14 protein-coding genes are annotated in these 18,081 nt (G+C 35.9%); 6 read left to right on the top strand and 8 right to left on the bottom strand.

Annotation, left to right across the window (positions count from 1 at the left end; all coding sequences use genetic code 11):
• Nucleotides 1-53 precede the first annotated feature (53 nt).
• A complete protein-coding gene (locus CS063_RS09470; protein ID WP_099449454.1) occupies nucleotides 54-842 on the bottom strand; it encodes a gluconate 5-dehydrogenase in 789 nt (262 codons plus the stop codon).
• Between the two features lie 234 nt (nucleotides 843-1,076).
• Between CS063_RS09470 and CS063_RS09465 the strand changes: the two genes are divergently transcribed.
• The 5 genes from CS063_RS09465 (at nucleotide 1,077) to CS063_RS09445 (ending at nucleotide 7,288) form a co-directional block, all read left to right on the top strand.
• Nucleotides 1,077-1,943 carry an AraC family transcriptional regulator gene (locus CS063_RS09465; RefSeq protein ID WP_180270743.1) on the top strand — a complete coding sequence of 289 codons (867 nt, stop codon included), beginning with the start codon at nucleotides 1,077-1,079 and terminating at the stop codon, nucleotides 1,941-1,943.
• Between the two features lie 617 nt (nucleotides 1,944-2,560).
• Nucleotides 2,561-3,310, top strand: a complete 750-nt coding sequence (locus CS063_RS09460) for a tRNA 2-thiocytidine biosynthesis TtcA family protein (RefSeq protein ID WP_099449452.1) — start codon at nucleotides 2,561-2,563, stop codon at nucleotides 3,308-3,310.
• A complete protein-coding gene (locus tag CS063_RS09455; RefSeq protein WP_408640889.1) occupies nucleotides 3,285-4,349 on the top strand; it encodes a tyrosine-type recombinase/integrase in 1,065 nt (354 codons plus the stop codon). Before CS063_RS09460 ends, CS063_RS09455 begins: the two co-directional genes overlap by 26 nt.
• 76 nt (nucleotides 4,350-4,425) lie before the next feature.
• Entirely contained in the window at nucleotides 4,426-5,037 is a 612-nt protein-coding gene (gene lexA / locus CS063_RS09450) for a transcriptional repressor LexA (RefSeq protein ID WP_099449450.1), read from the top strand.
• 301 nt (nucleotides 5,038-5,338) lie between these two features.
• Complete coding sequence (locus tag CS063_RS09445) at nucleotides 5,339-7,288, top strand: NAD(+) synthase (protein ID WP_099449449.1); 1,950 nt, start codon at nucleotides 5,339-5,341, stop codon at nucleotides 7,286-7,288.
• 109 nt (nucleotides 7,289-7,397) lie between these two features.
• Here the strand turns inward: CS063_RS09445 and CS063_RS09440 are convergent, their stop codons facing one another.
• The 6 genes from CS063_RS09440 to miaB all read right to left on the bottom strand — a co-directional run bounded on the left by CS063_RS09440 (nucleotide 7,398) and on the right by miaB (nucleotide 16,137).
• Complete coding sequence (locus CS063_RS09440) at nucleotides 7,398-8,672, bottom strand: methionine gamma-lyase family protein (protein WP_099449448.1); 1,275 nt, start codon at nucleotides 8,670-8,672, stop codon at nucleotides 7,398-7,400.
• Between the two features lie 88 nt (nucleotides 8,673-8,760).
• On the bottom strand, nucleotides 8,761-8,991 hold the full coding sequence (gene hfq, locus CS063_RS09435; RefSeq protein WP_099449447.1) for an RNA chaperone Hfq: 231 nt from the start codon (nucleotides 8,989-8,991) through the stop codon (nucleotides 8,761-8,763).
• Nucleotides 8,992-9,114: 123 nt separating this feature from the next.
• Nucleotides 9,115-10,092, bottom strand: coding sequence for a tRNA (adenosine(37)-N6)-dimethylallyltransferase MiaA (gene miaA, locus CS063_RS09430; protein WP_099449446.1), 978 nt, complete (start codon nucleotides 10,090-10,092; stop codon nucleotides 9,115-9,117).
• 8 nt (nucleotides 10,093-10,100) lie between these two features.
• Nucleotides 10,101-12,032: a DNA mismatch repair endonuclease MutL gene (gene mutL, locus CS063_RS09425; protein WP_180270742.1), complete on the bottom strand. Its 1,932-nt coding sequence runs from the start codon at nucleotides 12,030-12,032 to the stop codon at nucleotides 10,101-10,103.
• Between the two features lie 22 nt (nucleotides 12,033-12,054).
• Nucleotides 12,055-14,712: a DNA mismatch repair protein MutS gene (mutS, locus tag CS063_RS09420; RefSeq protein ID WP_330401003.1), complete on the bottom strand. Its 2,658-nt coding sequence runs from the start codon at nucleotides 14,710-14,712 to the stop codon at nucleotides 12,055-12,057.
• Between the two features lie 15 nt (nucleotides 14,713-14,727).
• Complete coding sequence (gene miaB, locus CS063_RS09415) at nucleotides 14,728-16,137, bottom strand: tRNA (N6-isopentenyl adenosine(37)-C2)-methylthiotransferase MiaB (RefSeq protein ID WP_099449444.1); 1,410 nt, start codon at nucleotides 16,135-16,137, stop codon at nucleotides 14,728-14,730.
• A gap of 160 nt (nucleotides 16,138-16,297) precedes the next feature.
• Between miaB and CS063_RS17640 the strand changes: the two genes are divergently transcribed.
• Entirely contained in the window at nucleotides 16,298-16,453 is a 156-nt protein-coding gene (locus CS063_RS17640; RefSeq protein ID WP_180270741.1) for a hypothetical protein, read from the top strand.
• A gap of 60 nt (nucleotides 16,454-16,513) precedes the next feature.
• Here CS063_RS17640 and CS063_RS09410 read toward each other — a convergent pair whose 3' ends face one another.
• Nucleotides 16,514-18,061, bottom strand: a complete 1,548-nt coding sequence (locus tag CS063_RS09410; protein ID WP_099449443.1) for a methyl-accepting chemotaxis protein — start codon at nucleotides 18,059-18,061, stop codon at nucleotides 16,514-16,516.
• Nucleotides 18,062-18,081 lie beyond the last annotated feature (20 nt).

Raw genomic sequence — 18,081 nt, 5'->3', positions numbered from 1 at the left:
TAAAAAATGCCTATTACTAATAGGCAGTTTTTTATATATTAAGAAATTGTTACTTATTTAGGTTGTTTACCAATATAAGCTAAAATACCACCATCTACATAAAGAATATGACCATTTACGAAGTCAGAAGCATCAGAAGCTAAAAAGACAGCTGGTCCCATAAGGTCTTCTGGTGTTCCCCAACGTGCAGCAGGTGTTTTAGCAATAATAAAATCATTGAAAGGTACACCTGGCTCTCTAAGAGGAGCTGTTTGAGGAGTGGCAATATAACCAGGTCCAATACCGTTACATTGGATGTTAAATTCACCATACTCAGAAGCAATATTTTTAGTTAACATTTTAAGGCCGCCTTTAGCAGCAGCATAAGCAGACACGGTTTCACGACCAAGTTCACTCATCATAGAACAAATGTTAATAATCTTACCATGTCCCTTTTTAATCATAGAAGGAATAACTGCTTTAGACATAATGAAAGGACCATTTAAGTCGATATCAATAACTTGTCTAAAATCTTGAGCAGACATTTCAATCATAGGGATACGTTTGATGATTCCAGCATTGTTGACTAAAACATCAATAATGCCTACTTCTTTTTCAATTTGAGCAATCATTGCATTGACTTGATCCTCATTTGTTACATCACATACATAACCATGTGCTTCAATACCAATTTCTTTATAAGCAGCAAGACCTTTATCTACTAATTCTTGATTGATATCATTAAATACAACAGTAGCACCTGCTTGGGCAAGACCTGTTGCGATAGAAAAGCCAATACCGTAAGCTGCACCTGTTACTAAAGCTATTTTTCCTTCAAGAGAAAAATTATTTAAAAAACTCATTTATAGATCCTCCTTGTAAATAAGAAATAATTAGTGTTTGCTTAATAGTATTATATCATACAACATTTGCGATTAGTTGTCACATTACACTTGAAATATGGCAAATATTGAACTAAATTAGAAGGAGAAGTTATAATAATAAAACTTTAATCTTTTCAACATAAAAAGAGGTTAAGTATTAAATAAAAGAAGAGACGCATCTAAGAAGGAATGAGAAGAAAAGAGGTAAATGAAATGAAGGCTTATGAAACATGTAAAGAAGCAATTGCAAATTGTTTAAGTGAAAAAAGGTTTGCAGTTGCTAAATTATTTAATCAAGAAAAAACATTAGATATGCATATTCATGATTGCTTTGAATTATATATTGCTTTAACAGGGAGTAGATGCTTTTTTATTGATCAATGTAGTTATGAGGTAAAAAAGGGAGATGTCTTTGTTATTAACCAATATGAAAGTCATTATTTGCGCCATAAGGAGACAGAGCCTAACGAGCGTTTAGTTCTTTCAATTAATCCAGAGTTTTTAGCAAAATGCTCATCAGAGCAAACGGATTTATGCCAATGTTTTACCAAAAGAGAAGGAGGGAGAGTGCATCAGGTATCCACGACCCCTTATGAACTTCAGTATATACAGACGCTAGTAAATAAAATGCTAATGGCAGATGGATATGGAAGTGATGTGATTGAAGAGGCTGTATTTAAAGAGCTAATGGTTTTTATTAACCGATTATTTTGGGAACAACATCAAGAAGAGAGTATCTATTTAAAGTACCCTAATAATGAATTAATTGGAGATTTACTAGAGTACATTAATGCACATATCCATGAGTCTTTCTCTATAGAAACTTTAGCTAAAGATTTATTTATTAGTAGTTCCTATGCTTGCCGTCTGTTTAAAAGAGAAACAGGGACTACTATTAGTAAATATATAACAGCACGTCGCATTAGTATCGCAAAAGCTATGCTTGCAAGCGGCTGCTCTGTAAAAGAGGCCTGTGAAGGCAGTGGCTTTAATGATTACGCCAACTTTATTAAAACCTTTAGTAAGATGGTTGGTATTTCTCCTAAAAAATATAGTAAATGTAATCTTTTACAAGAATAAGATAAATAAAGGTAAATACGTATAAATATAAAAGAAGAGCTTATTTTATATAGTACATTTCGTAAAACCGGTGTTTCGCGAATAGTTTAAAATTAAGATAAGACTACTTCTACTTGGTTTTTTTCTTATTTTATAGTGTCGAGCGACATGTAAGTGTAAAAATCTTAGACATATAAAGGCTGCCAGCTATTCTGATCTATTTCTAACATTCTCCTAACTACTGCTGATGAAAATGGTAAAAATGACTCTAGTAAGTTAGCTATATTTATAATACTGTAAATACAATTATATAAAGTATGATAACAAACACTACGATTCTCTTTAATTGTTTGCCAAGGCTTATTTTCGTCAAAATGTTAATTATTTTCTCATTTAAGATCGTATCTATAGTTTGAACTGTTATTTGCCCATCATAACTTTTTTCAAGAAAGCCAATGTTCTATTAACTAGATTTCCATATGCACCTACTAAATCAGCATTAAAGGATGTACAACCAGCTACTCTTCCACTTTATCCAGAAATGTTTCTCTTTTTAAAAGGAGCTATTTTTGAAATTTCTCTTGAAATACGTTATAATACAAATAGTTTTTAGCGAAAAGTAGATAGGAGACTAGTATATGCAATTACAACATTTATTAAGCTCTACACGCCGTGCTATCCAAGATTATAATATGATTGAAGAAGGTGACAAGATTGCTATTGGGATTTCAGGTGGGAAGGATAGTTTAATTTTAGCCTTAGCTTTAAGTCAGTTAAGACGCTTCTACCCTAAACATTTTGAGGTGATGGGGATCACCGTTTCTTTAGGACTTAAACCGTTTGATTTATCTGGTGTAAAGGCTTATCTGGAAACTTTAAAAATCCCTTTTGAGGTATGTGAGACGGTTATTGGTCAAATTATCTTTGAGGAACGTCAAGAAAAGAATCCTTGTTCTTTATGTTCTAAAATGCGTAAAGGTGCTCTTTATGACTATGCAAAGCAAAGAGGCTGTAATAAGATTGCGTTAGGTCATAATAGGGAAGATATTAATGAAACGCTCCTTATGTCACTTTTTTATGAAGGACGCCTTCATACAATGGCACCCGTTACGTATATGGAACAAGTGGGTTTAGAAATTATTCGCCCTCTTATATATACATCTGAGAAGGATATTCGTAGCTTTACTAAAAAGGAAGGTCTACCAGTTATTAAGAGTCCCTGCCCAGTAGATGGTATGACGAAGCGAGAAAGTATAAAAGAGCTTCTAGCGACCTTAGGGAGAGAAAATCCAAAAATAGCAACGAATGTTTTTGGTGCGATTGCACGTAGCCAGCTTGAGGGATGGGAAAATCAAGGAGGAAATAGACATGTCCAGTTACCAAGATAATCGTAAAAAGTATATTACCCTTAAAACAAGAGAACTTTTACAAGAACTTCCTGATTATATGTTTGATTTTTTTAGAGGGATAGAACATACAACCAGTGTGAATACACGTATGGCTTATGCCTATGACATTCGTGTTTTTTTAGAATACTGTCATAAAGAGATTCCTCGCTTTCAAAATCGGACTTCTTTATGTGACATGACGCTTGAAGACCTAGATGAGATGGCACCACGTGAAATTGAGGGCTATTTAGAGTACTTGTCTTACTATGAAAAAGAAGGTAATGAAGAAATGCAAGCCTATCAAAATGGACAGAATGGTAAAGCGCGTAAGCTGGCTTCTTTAAAAACACTTTATCACTACTTTTATCGTCAAGAACGCCTGAAAAACAATCCCTCTGCCCTTGTAGATATGCCAAAAATTTATGAAAAGCCGATTGTTAAATTAGATGTAGATGAAATAGCCAAACTTTTAGATACAGTAGAATCGGGTGAAGCACTTACCCAAAAACAGAAGGTTTATCATCAATTTACAAAAAAAAGGGATTTAGCTCTTATTGCCCTCCTTTTAGGCACAGGTATTCGTGTATCAGAATGTGCAGGTCTTAATTTAGAGGATGTCGATTTTAATCACAATGGATTACGCATCACTAGAAAAGGTGGAAATGAAACAATTGTTTATTTTAGTAAAGAGGTAGAAGGACTTTTAAGAGATTACATAAACGAGCGCAAAGAAATGCCTTGTAAAGAATTAGATACTCCACTCTTCTTATCTTTACAGCATAAAAGACTTTCCGTTCGTAGTATTCAACTTTTAGTGAAGAAATATAGTGCTTTGGTGACAACTATTAAAAAAATCACTCCTCACAAGTTAAGAGCCACTTTTGGAACTCAACTTTATCAAGAGACAGGAGATATTTATTTAGTAGCAGATGTATTAGGGCATAAAGATGTTAATACTACTAAAAAACATTATGCTCAGATGGACGATACACGCAAAAGGCATGCAGCATCTATCATCAAACTACGCGAAACGCCTTGAGAGAACATATGTTTGCTTAATGTTTGAGAATGTGCTATAATTAAGAACATAGAATATGTAGAGACAGAGGGATATTATGGATTATACATTAACTGCTAAGCAAGAAAAAATACTGGCTTTTATTAAAGCTGAACTAAAAAGTAAGGGTTATCCACCTTCCGTAAGAGAAATCTGTCAGGCGGTTTCCCTAAGCTCTACCTCAACGGTGCATAGTCATTTAAGCACCCTTGAAAAAAAGGGCTATATACGACGTGACCCAACTAAGCCTCGTACAATCGAGGTATTAGATGAAACTGAAGACTGGCTAGCCAATCATGTAAGTCCTGTACCTCTATTAGGTAAGGTCACAGCAGGTATCCCTATTTTAGCTGTAGAAAATATTGAAGAATACTTTCCTCTTCCTAATCATATTGCGCGTCACGAAGATATTTATATGCTTACGGTGTCTGGCACAAGCATGATTAATGCCGGTATATTAGATGGTGATAAAATTATTGTTAGGAAGCAAGAAAATGCTCAAAATGGGGATATTGTAGTTGCTCTTCTAAGTGACGAGGTAACAATCAAGCGCTTTTTTAAAGAAAAAGACTATATTCGTCTTCAACCAGAAAATGATGCAATGGCCCCTATTTGTACACGGGAAGCTAATATTCTAGGTAAAGTCATTGGGCTTTTTAGAGAATTCTAAAAAGGGATAGTTATAAAAATACTCAGTTTATTTCATTTTAAGAAATAAACTGAGTATTTTTTATTTTTCAGAAACTAGAATCTGAAGTTCTGTAAGCCAATTCTCAGGATTTTCTTTATTTCAAATACCATTAATATAGTTTTCTTTTGGGTTATCTCTAGTAACATAGCCATTATCTTGTTGATGCTGTCCTAAATAGAAAAATGTTATTTTTGCATATAAAAAATGAGAAGCTATGATAAAATTAAAAAATTGTGTTATATTATAGTATGTATAACGATAAAAGACAGGAGTGAAGACTATGAATCACCATTTTTTTAAGGTTTGTGCTGCTACCCCTAAGTTAGCCATTGGCGATTGCCATTACAATACTGAGCAAATCATTACCTGTATCCGTGAAGCAGCTAAGCAAAAGGTAGGGCTTATTGTCTTTCCAGAGCTTTGTATTACAGGTTATACGTGTGCCGACCTTTTCTTTCAAAGTACACTGCTTGAAGAAACAAAAGAAAGTGTTAAACGGATTTTAAAAGAGTCTCACGCACATGATATGCTCATTGTTATTGGTGCACCCATTGGGTATGAGGACAATTTATATAATACAGCCCTTGTTATTTTAAAGGGTGAGCTATTGGGAATTGTACCTAAAACCTATTTACCTAACTACGGTGAATTTTATGAGAAGCGTTGGTTTCACTCAGCGCATGATATTCAAGAGACAACTATTACTTATTGTGGTTTTATAGTTCCTTTCTCACCTTATATTCTTTTTAAGTCGAAGGATATTGATTATTTTACGTTAGGAGTTGAAATTTGTGAAGATTTATGGGCTATTATGCCACCAAGTCTTTACCATGCTTTAAGCGGAGCAACTGTTTTGGTGAATCCTTCTGCTAGCAATGAAATTGTTGGGAAAGAAAGTTATAGACGTGATTTAATTGCAAGTCAGTCTGCTCGTACTATGTGTGCTTATATTTATACTTCTTCTGGTATTTATGAGTCAACAACAGATCTAGCCTTTAGTGGTCATCGTTTGATTTACGAAAATGGCTATAAAATTGCTGAATCACAGCTTTTTGAAAGAGATAATTCTCTGCTTTATGGCATTATTGACTTAGAGCGTATCTATAAAGAACGTATGAAACAAAATAACTTTAAACACTCCTCTCTTCTTAAGCAATTAGGTTATCAAACGATAGAATTTACTTTACAGCCTCCTTCTTTTGAATTAGATAGATTTGTAGATCCCCATCCTTTTGTACCAAAAGATAAAAGGATGCGTCATGCACGTTGTAAACAAATTTTTGCTATTCAAGCCCATAGTTTAGCGCGTCGTATGGAACACACAAAGAGTGAAAGTCTTGTTTTGGGTATATCTGGAGGTCTTGATTCGACCCTTGCCCTTCTTGTCTGTGTAAAGGCTGTTGCCATTTTAGGTAAATCCCCTGAGCAGATTATAGGTGTGACTATGCCAGGATTTGGTACAACTGATCGTACGTATAATAATGCCCTTAATCTAATGAAGTACCTAGGCGTAACCATGAAGGAAATTTCTATTGTTCCTTCTGTGAAACAGCATCTGTTAGATATAGAGCATCCTATTGAGCAGCATAATGTAACCTATGAAAATGCACAGGCTAGAGAACGGACACAGATTCTGATGGATTTATCTAATAAGTATAATGGCATTGTTGTAGGAACAGGTGACTTATCAGAGCTTGCTCTTGGATGGGCTACTTATAATGGAGATCATATGTCTATGTATGGTGTCAATGCCTCTATTCCCAAGACATTGGTACGTTATCTTATTGACTATGTCGCACAAGAAGAAAGTAAACAAGAAGTAAAGGATATTTTATTAGATATATTAGCTACACCCGTAAGTCCAGAGCTTTTGCCACCAGATGAAAAGGGAGAAATTGCTCAAATCACAGAAGATATTGTAGGTCCTTATGAAATTCATGATTTTTACCTTTATTATGTTTTGCGCTGTGGTTACTCTCCTTCTAAAAATTATTATTTAGCAAAGCAAGCCTTTAAAGGGATTTATGATGATGCCACTCTTCTTAAATGGTTAAAAACCTTCTATCGTCGTTTTTTTACGCAGCAATTCAAACGTTCTTGTTTGCCAGATGGTCCTAAAGTAGGGTCTGTATGCCTTTCTCCACGTGGTGATTGGCGTATGCCATCAGACGCCAGTAGCCGTATTTGGTTAGATGAATGTGAACGTCTTTCTGAAGAATTCTCTAAATAGAGAGAAAGAATAGAGTTAGAATGAATAAAAGCCTAGAAGTCTTTACAAGAAAGCACTGCTTCTTTTAAAGACTTCTAGGCTTTTATTTAGCATCTTTAATAAAAGATTTTTAGAGAGTAATAAGTCCTTTATTTTTCATCGTTTGTAAAGCTTGCATAACTCCTAAGCGGGCATGATAAAACGTAAGTCCTCCTTGAAAAAAGACAGTATAAGGAGGTTTAATAGGTGCATCTGCACTTAATTCTATGGAAGCACCTTGTACAAAGGCTCCTGCAGCCATGATAACTTGTGCATCATATCCAGGCATATCCCAAGGTTCAGGTGTAACATAGCTATCTACAGGGGCGCCCTTTTGAATCCCTTCACAAAAAGCAATAACATTTTCAGGTGTACGCATATTAATTGCTTGAATAATGTCATGGCGCTTTTCAGTAGCAGTAGGCATAACTTCAAAGCCTAGCTTTTCAAAAATAGCAGCAGCAAAAATGGCACCTTTTAAGGCATTGGCAACTACCTCAGGTGCTAAAAAAAGTCCTTGAAGAATGGGTTGATTGAGGCCTAGGGTGGCTCCGATTTCTTTGCCAAGACCTGGTGCGGTAAGACGCATAGCAGCATTTTCAACATATTTTTCTTTGCCTACAATATAGCCTCCAATAGGTGCTAGACCGCCACCAGGATTTTTTATGAGAGAGCCTACACAGAGGTCTGCACCCACTTGTGTGGGTTCAAGTGTATCTACGAACTCACCATAGCAGTTATCAACCATACAAATAATCTCTGAATTAATTCCTTTAATAAAAGCAATAAGCTCACCAATTTGGGCTACAGAAAAAGTTGGACGGTAGCTATATCCCTTTGAGCGTTGAATAGTGACTAATTTCGTCTTAGGTGTAATAGCCTTGCGAATACCTTCATAATCAAAGCTAAAATCTTCTTTTAGATCCACTTGTTTATAAGTGATGCCATACTCTGCTAAACTCCCATTGGTAGGACGTATCCCTATAACTCCCTCTAAGGTATCATAAGGCTTTCCAACAGGAGAAAGGAGCTCGTCTCCTGGACGCAAATTACCAAAGAGTGCAACCGTTAAAGCATGTGTGCCGGACATAAGCTGTGGACGTACAAGACCTGCTTCTGCCCCAAAGACATCTGCGTAAATTTGTTCGACTACGTCACGGCCTAAGTCATTATAGCCGTATCCTGTTGTGGCTGCAAAATGAATATCACTGAGTTTATTTTTTTGCATAGCATGTAAGACCTTTGCACCACAATGATGCATGATGGCATCTATATGCTCAAAGGTTCCCTTTAAGCTTTTTTCTATTTCTTGACAAAAGTCTTCTGTTTCTTTTTCAATTCCAAATAAGTCATATAATGTGTTCATGTTTTTCTCCTTATTTTATTCCAATTAATAAGCCCTCTTTCATAAAGAGGGCTTAATGAGTTCATTCTATTTGCTCAAAAGTATTCGATTATTCCCCAGAAGTATTTAAATTAACCATCTTAGCAGGGATAAGCGTAGAGATGGCATGCTTGTAAATCATTTGCTGTTTACCTTCACTTTCTAAGATAACCACAAAGTTATCAAAGCCCTTGATAATACCCTTTAATTGAAAACCATTTGTTAAGAAAACTGTAATGGCGATTTTATCCTTGCGAAGTTGATTTAATAATACGTCTTGTAAATTGATTGCTTTACTCATTCTCCTATTTCCCCTCCTATAAGGCGCTTGTTCATTGATTTTATTGTATAGTATATTTGCCACCTTGTCCATAGATTATAAAAAAAAGTGTGGCTTTATAGCTTTAATTTATCCAAAAACTGGTTATTCTATACGGATTTTAGACTCTTTTTTTGTTAGCTTCCCTAAATAGCTCAACATGACTTCTGTAATACGAGAAGTATCAAAATGATACTGATCAACTTCTATAAAGTGTGGATTTGCTTGGTGCTTTAGCCAAGTGAGTTGGCGCTTAGCATAGTTTCTTGTGTGTTGTTTCAGTTTAAGAACACAGTTTTCAAGAGAGGCCTCTCCTCTGAAATAAGGAAAAAATTCTTTATAGCCAATAGCTTTCATAGCTACAGCATCTTCTCTTAAGCCTGCTTCATAAAAAGAGCGGACTTCCTCAACAAGCCCTTCTGAAAGCATTTGATCAACTCTTTGATTAATCCGACTATAGAGTGTCTCACGCTTCATTGTTAACGCAAAGAATGTATAGTCATAGGGCGAACTATTTTCTAAACGCTTACTTTTTTCTTTCTCATTATGAGAAGAAATAGGAAGACCTGTTTGTTCATAATATTCTAAAGCGCGTATAACCCTTTTGACGTTATTAGGATGAATAGCTTTGGCACTTATAGGGTCTACTCTTTCAAGACGTTTGTGTAGTTTTTCTACACCTTCTTTTTCAGCTAAAGCAAAAAGATTTTCACGTAAAGTAAAATCATTGTTTGTTTCTTCGAATTCTGTATCAAACAAAATGGCATTGATATAAAACCCTGTGCCACCTACTAAGATAGGTACTTTGCCTTTTGCATGAATAGCTGCGATATAATTTTGTACTTTTTCTTTAAAAAAAGCAATATCGCACCCTTCGGCAGGCAGGCATTCATCAAGCATATAATGAGGAATACCTTCCATTTCTTCAGGTTTTACTTTTGCTGTACCTATATCCATGCCTTTATAGACCTGCATAGAATCGGCTGAAATAATTTCTCCATCTAACTTTTTAGCTAGACAAACACTACTGCTCGTTTTACCAGAGGCAGTAGGACCAGCAATTAAAACAAGTGGTTTTTTCATAACATCACCTAGGTTATCCTTTTAAACATTTTTTCAATATCCATTTGAGTAAGTGCTACTAATGTAGGGCGCCCATGAGGACAGGTAAAGGGATTTTCTAAATCCATTAATTCTTCAATAAGCTTTTGACATTCTAGGGGTGTAAGCTTATCATGGGCTTTAACAGCACTGCGACAAGCCATTTTAATAATAGTCCCTTCTTTAAAAACAGTTAAATCCTTAGGTTTTATTTCCTCTAATTGATCTAAGAGATCTCTTACGATAGAAGGAGATAAAGGCTGATTCAGTATAAAGGGAACTTCCCGAATAACCAGATCTGTTTCACCAAAGCCCTCAATTTGAAAACCAAGTTTTTGAAAAAGTCCAGCTTCCTGCTCAAAAAGGGCTCTTTCAGAAGGTGTTAAGTGGAGAGTTTCAGGAATAAGAAGAAGCTGTGAAGGGCTCTCACCTTTTTTAAACTGGCACATAAAGCGTTCATATAAAAGTCTCTCGTGAGCTGCATGCTGGTCAATAATGTATATCTTTCCTTCATACTCTATGAGCCAGTAGGTATTAAAGAATTGTCCTACAATACGATAAGACCGAACAGGACTCGTTTCCACCTTTTCTTGAGATGTGCCATCTGTAACAGAAGAACAGATTTTTTCGCTTACACCTTCTCGTCTTTCTTGCATAGTTGTTATATAGGAATGGTCAGAAGAATCTGGTAGGAAAGTCTTTTCACTATTAGTGCTACCAAAAAAACGCTCTTCTTTGGTAAGATGTATAGGTTCTTTTAAATAAGAAGAGTGAGTAGTACCTAATAAGCTTTCTGGTGTAGGTGTTTCAAGAGATTTTTGGGGAGCAAAGAAGGTCTCTACAAAAAGTTGCTCCGTAGCTTTTAGCTCTTCCTTAGAAGGCCTTAGAGGTGTAGTAGGTAATAATTGATTTTTAAGTACCTCAGGAACTAAATGGTTTTTACGAAGCTCTTTAGTAATAGCTTTATAAACCATTTGATAAATGCGCTCTTCTTCACGAAAGCGTACTTGCATCTTAGTAGGATGGACGTTTACATCAATAGTGGCAGGATCTAAAGTAAGGTGTAGGAGTACAAACGGAAATTTACCCACCATCACTAATGTTTTATAAGCATCTTCTACAGCTCTTTGCAAGAGAGTACTTTTAATTGTACGTCCATTAATAAAGAAATGCTCGTAGTTACGATTGGCTCTAGTAAGGAGGGTATTTCCTAAAAGCCCCGTACAGGTAATGCCCTCTTCTTCATCATATAAAGGCATGACATTTTTAGCAGCTTCTTTGCCATAGACCTGAAGTACGGCTTGTGTTAAATCGTGATTACCAGAGGTGGTAAAAAGGAGCTTGTTGTTTTGAATGTATTTAAAAGAAATCTCAGGATGGGCTAGGGCAAGACGACTAATATAATCTGTAATCTTAGCTCCTTCTGAACTACTACTTCCAAGAAATTCTTTACGTGCAGGAACATTGTAAAAAAGGTGACGCATCATAAAGGTCGTTCCATTAGGACAAGCTACTTCTTCACTTATCCCTATCTTACCTCCACTTACTTCTAGACGTTTGCCCGTCAAATCTTGTGAAGTTTTTGTTAAGAGCTCTACATGAGACACAGCCGCAATGCTAGCTAAAGCTTCTCCACGAAAACCTAGAGTTAATACCTTTTGTAAGTCTTCTGCTGTTTCGATTTTGCTTGTTGCATGTCGTAGAAAAGCAACTTCCACTTCTTCTTTGGGAATGCCCACTCCATTATCCGTAACACGGATAAAATCAATGCCACCTTGTTTAATTTCTAAGGTAATAGAGCTTGCTTTGGCATCAATGCTATTTTCTACCAATTCTTTAATCACTGAGCAAGGTCGCTCTACTACTTCACCCGCTGCAATTTTATTGATGGTATGGGTATCTAATAGTTTAATTTCACTCACTTTTTCACGCCTTTCATAAAGCTCAGTAAGCTTTAACTTTCTTTTGTAAATCGTAGAGAACTTGCATGGCTTTAAGAGGTGTAAGTTCCATGATATCAAGACCTTTTAACTCTTCTAAAACTGCTAATTTATTAGTATCTAGCTCCCCTTCCTTGTGGGATTTGCGCCCTACCCCCTTAGTAGGAGGCTCTGCTATTTGAAAAAGGGAGGTTTGGCCAAGCGGTAAAGGTACTGTACTTGGAAGTCCTACAGAGGTATCTTGTTCAAGTTCTTTTAAAATAGCTTTAGCTCGGTCTAGTACCATAGAGGGAACACCAGCTAATTTAGCTACTTGAATACCGTAGCTATGATCCACACTTCCTGCTATAATTTTATGAAGAAAAATAATATCTTCTCCTACTTCTTTAACTGCAACACAATAGTTTTTAATGTTAGATAACGTACTTTCAAGTGCTGTTAGCTCGTGATAGTGGGTGGCAAAAAGGGTTTTTGCTCCTAAAAGCTTTGAACTAATGTGTTCAATAATTGACCACGCAATACTAAGACCATCTAAAGTACTTGTCCCCCGTCCAATTTCATCTAAAATCAAAAGGCTATGAGGAGTAGCATTATGGAGAATATTTGAAACCTCCATCATTTCTACCATAAACGTACTTTGTCCAGAAGCTAAGTCATCTGATGCACCTACACGTGTAAAAATACGATCTACTACACCAATAGTTGCTGACTTAGCTGGAATAAAGGAACCCATTTGTGCCATTAAGACAATAAGGGCTACTTGACGCATATAAGTAGATTTACCTGCCATATTAGGGCCTGTTAAGAGCATAATTTGTTCGCCTTGTCCGTCAAGCTCCACATCATTGGCAATAAAATTTTGATCCCCCATCATTTTTTCTACTACAGGGTGTCGACCCATTTCAATAGTGATGCGAGAGCCTTCATTAATTGTTGGACATGTATAATCATATTGATGAGCTACTTCTGCAAAAGAACAATAAAGATCTAACTCAGCAATAACTGCTGAAACAGCTAGAAGGCGATTCATTTCCTTTAATACATCCTCACGAATTTGGGTAAAGATTTGATATTCAAGAGTTGTTAGTTTATCATCTGCTCCGAGCACCTCATCCTCTACTTTTTTAAGTTCTTCTGTAATATACCGTTCACAGTTAGCAAGGGTTTGCTTACGAATAAAATAGTCAGGTACTAAGTGATTGTAGGACTGGGTGACCTCTAAGAAATAGCCAAATACTTTATTGTATTTGATTTTAAGATTTTTAATCCCTGTTTTTTCTTTTTCACGGGTTTCAATATCCATAAGCCAAGAGGAACCACGGGCTTTAATTTGCCTAAGATGGTCTACGTCTTGGTGATACCCTTCTTTAATAAGATGCCCCTCTCTTAAAGAAAGAGGCGCCTCTTCATGAATAGCATGATTAATCAACCTAAAAATATCCTCTAATAAATCAAATCGTTTACCTAAATCCTTTAATTTTAAAGAACTTGTAGATGAAAGAAGAGTTTTTATAAGAGGTAATTGTCCAAGTGATTGCTTAATAGCAAGTAAGTCTTTTGCATTACAGGTACCGTAGGCAACTTTACTCATCAGCCTTTCAAGGTCATAGATCCCTTTAAGTGCCTCCATTAAATCTTCTCTTAATAAAGCATTTTCTACAAGTTCTTTAGTGGCTTCCAGCCTCCTATTAATCTCACCGGCATTGATGAGAGGTTGTTCAATGGACTTTCTTAAAAAACGAGCCCCCATGGCTGTTTGGGTTTGATCCAATACCCAAAGTAAAGAACCTTTGCGACGTTTTTCACGTAAGGTCTCTGTAAGTTCTAGGTTACGACGGGTGGAAAGATCAAGAAGCATATACGTGTCCACATTATAGAGTTCTATACTATGCATATGACTCAGTTCATTTTTTTGTGTTTCTTTTAAATAATGGAGTAGACAAGAAGCTGCAAGGGTGTTAGCTTCTTTAGGATAAAGACCTATTCCTTCTAATGACAGCACACCAAAATGCTTTGCAAGAAGCTGATAAGAAAGTGTTTCATCTAAACAGTGAGGGGGAATCTTCTCAACTAAGGCATTGAAACGTGTTTGTAAAAAAGTACAAAGATCTTCATAATGAGGGCAATTTTCTGATATAAGACATTCTACAGGTGCAAATTTAGCAAGTTCATCTAATAGCTTACGTAGATCATTTTCACCCTGAATAAGTGTAGTGCGCCACTCACCTGTCGTCACATCACTGATGCTAAGACCATAAGCAGCTTCTGAAGAGACAATAGCTGCAATATAGTTATTTTTACCCTCAGCAACTGAGTTTCCCTCTAAAAGTGTTCCAGGCGTCACAATACGAACAATATCTCTTTTAACTAAGCCTTTAGCAGCTTTAGGGTCCTCTACTTGCTCACAAATAGCTACTTTATAACCCTTTTCTACAAGTCGAGAGATGTAGGTGTCAGCAGCATGAAAAGGAACCCCACACATGGGGGCTCTTTCTTCTAGACCGCAATCACGTCCTGTTAATGTGATTTCTAATTCACGAGAGGCGGTTAAGGCATCATCAAAAAACATTTCATAAAAATCACCTAAACGAAAAAAAAGAATACACTCTTTATGGGCTTCTTTCATTTCTAAATACTGTTTCATCATAGGTGTGACATTCATCTTCATCATCCTTACCTAAACCAGCTCACCGATGAGATAGTGAGTTTTGGTTCCTATTATTTTCACCTGTGCAAATTCACCTAAAAGGGTTTTTGATGCCTTTGTATTAACAAGGAGGCCACTTTCCGTACGTCCACTTAATACAGTTTCATCCTGTTTACTTACTTCTTCGAAGAAAACTTCTAATGTTTTACCCACTTGACGCTCCATTACCTTTAATCCAGTTTGATTAGTTACCTTAAGTAGACGATTAAAACGTTCTTTGGTAACTTCTTCTGGAACTTGCTCTTCCATAGTAGCAGCAGGGGTACCTGTGCGCTTAGAATAAATAAAAGTAAAGGCACTTGCATAGCCAACCTTTTCAACAAGATCTAAGGTATCAAGAAAATCTTCTTCTGTTTCTCCAGGAAAACCAACAATAAGGTCTGTAGTGATTTCGATATCTGGCATAGCTTGGCGTAATTTACGAACAACCTCTAAATAACTTTCCTTTGTATAATGGCGATTCATTTTAGCAAGCAAGCGTGAACTACCTGCTTGAACAGGTAAATGAATACTTTTACATACTTTTTCACAGCTAGCCATTACTTCAATAAGCTCATCACTTAAATCTTTGGGATGAGAGGTCATAAAACGGATACGTTTAAGACCTTCTATGTCACCAATAGCTTTTAAAAGCTCAGCAAAGCTAACAGGGGTTTCTAAGTTTTTACCGTAAGAATTAACATTTTGGCCAAGGAGCATGACTTCTTTTACACCATCAGCAACTAATCCCTGTATTTCATGAAGAATATCACTCATTTCACGGCTTCGTTCTCTTCCACGTACATAAGGTACAATACAGTAGGTACAAAAATTATTGCAACCATACATAATGTTAACGCATGCTTTATGATCATACTTTCTAGCATTAGGTAAATCTTCTACGATATCTTGATAAGAATCCCAAATATCTATCACGCTTTTATTGGTTTCTAAACGCGTTTGTAAAAGTTCAGGTAATTTATAAATATTATAGGTTCCGAATATAATATCTACGAAATTATATTTTTTCTTTAAGGTATCTAAAACAATATCTTGTTGCATCATGCAACCACATAAGGCAATAATAAGATTGGGGTTTTTACGTTTTATACCCTTTAAAGCACCTAAACGACCGTAGATTTTTAGTTCTGCATTTTCACGTACACAACAGGTGTTATAAAGAATAAAATCAGCTTCTTTTTCAATCTCTGTTTTTGTATAACCTATTTGTTCTAACATACCTTCGATTTTTTCAGAATCGCGGCTATTCATTTGACAGCCAAAGGTACTTATACAATATTTGAGATGTTTGCCAGCTTGGCGCTCGGCTAATTTATGAATAATGGTGGTTTGGCGAAGTGCCTCTTCCGATGTAACATGGACAACTTGTCGCTTACTCATAGATGTTTTTATCCTCCTAGCTATTTAACTTCTTTACCATTCTACATGAATTGACTTAGAGTTTCAAGAGACGCTCTATTACGAAGTTTATAAAGCAAAATTTAACAGATTATAAAAGTAAAAAAACACCCAAACTAAGAAAAGAAAGGAGCGAATGCAAATGTCAAAAGATAGTCAAATCGACCCTAAAGAAGTACGTATGAAAAAATGTAATGGACAAACACCCCTTACTTCTGAGGAAGGGAAAAATCACAATGCAACAGCAAAAAAACATTCCGTAAAGCGTGAAGGTTTTCAAAGTCCTCATATTAACTAATACTTTACTGAATAAAAGGCGCCTTTGTGAGTGAAACCACTCGCTAGGCGCTTTATACAATCAATAGCCTTCATTTGATTCTAAGGTAATATCTAACCCTATTACACCACAAATACGGCCAGAGCCTTCACAAATAGGTGCAGATAAAGTGATACAAGGCATACGAGTAATGGCAGAAATATAAGGAGAGGACACATAAAGTTCACCAGCGATGCTTTTTTGAAACCATTCTCTCACAGAAGCATTAGCAATACCAGCTGGAGGCAAAGAGACGATAAAGCGTCCGTGGCACTCATTCGTCCAAATGGCTTCAATAAAAGGATAAGTATCCTTTAAATCCTGAAGGGCTTGACGATGGAAAGCTGTATCAAGCTGTACAAAGGCAGTTGCCTTAGAAAGTTTATTGACCATTTCTTTAAAGTGAGCTAAAGCATCTTCTAAACCTTTTGTTTGTAAACAAGAAAGATCACCTAAATTATAATCTTTTAAAAGTAAAGAAAGAAGTTGTGCAGATTGATTTAAACGTACTCCCATTTCTGCAACTTCTTCCATATTTGTTTTTTGATTAGAGACAGAATGTGAAACATTTTCTACACTTGAGGCAGTTTGTTCCATGGAGTTTTCTACTAAATTAATATTTTCACCAGCTTTTTCTACCAGAAGCATTTCTTCTTTTGAAAGTTCAGAAATAGTCCCTACTAAAGTAACGACTTCTCCAAAGGAAAGTTTCATTTTTTCTAAGCTTTCTTCTATGTGTTTAGATTTTAGAACACCTAGCTCTACCTTTTGGAAATTTTTAAGCACCTCACAATTAACACCTTCTAGAGCATGTTGAATACTATCAATAAGGGTATTGACATCCTTTACTGCACAAGAGGTGCTAGTAGAAAGCTTACGAATTTCTTCTGCTACCACAGCAAAGCCTTTACCCGCTTCACCTGCTCTTGCAGATTCAATAGAGGCATTAAGTGCAAGCAAATGTGTCTGATCAGAAATAGCATTTACAGTACCTAAAAGGTTAAGGATTTCTTGTGAAATACCTGTAAGTTTTTTGACTGAAGTAATGGTAGTAGAGGAAGAAGCTTTCATTTCTTGAATAGTCACCAAAACTTCTAAAACTTCACTAAGGCTTTCATGAATAATGCCTTGAGAAGTATCACTTAAATTTTGAAGCTGAGTTGTTGTTTCCTCTATTTGTTTGAGACCGCTTAATACAGCTTTAATGGATAAAAGGGTTTCTTGTATTGTTAAACTTTCTTTTTTATTTAAGGTTGACATTTCTTCTGTTTGGGAAAAAAGCTCTTGTGTGAAGGCATTATTTTCTTCTAGTGTAAGGGAGAGACTTTTGGAGACAGAAAAGACTTGACTAGAGGCTACAGATAGGTTATAGCCTAATTGTTTAAATGTTTGCTCATAGTTTCTTAGCTTGTCATCTAAATAGGTGAAATACTGAAAAAATTTTTGAATCGTATAAAATTGAAAAACACCTACAATAAGTAAGAGAATACTTCCACTCCATATAGAATGCTGCCCATAAAGCATAACAGTTCCTAAAGTGCCTCCTATCCATGCCATTAATAAACCAAGACATAGCGCTGTTTTTTTCATATAGATACCCCCCTAAAAAA

This window comes from Sporanaerobium hydrogeniformans (assembly GCF_002735925.1).
GTDB classification, from domain to species: domain Bacteria; phylum Bacillota; class Clostridia; order Lachnospirales; family Cellulosilyticaceae; genus Sporanaerobium; species Sporanaerobium hydrogeniformans.
Note: the sequence above shows the minus strand (reverse complement) of the source record. Positions and strands in the feature narration are given on the sequence as shown.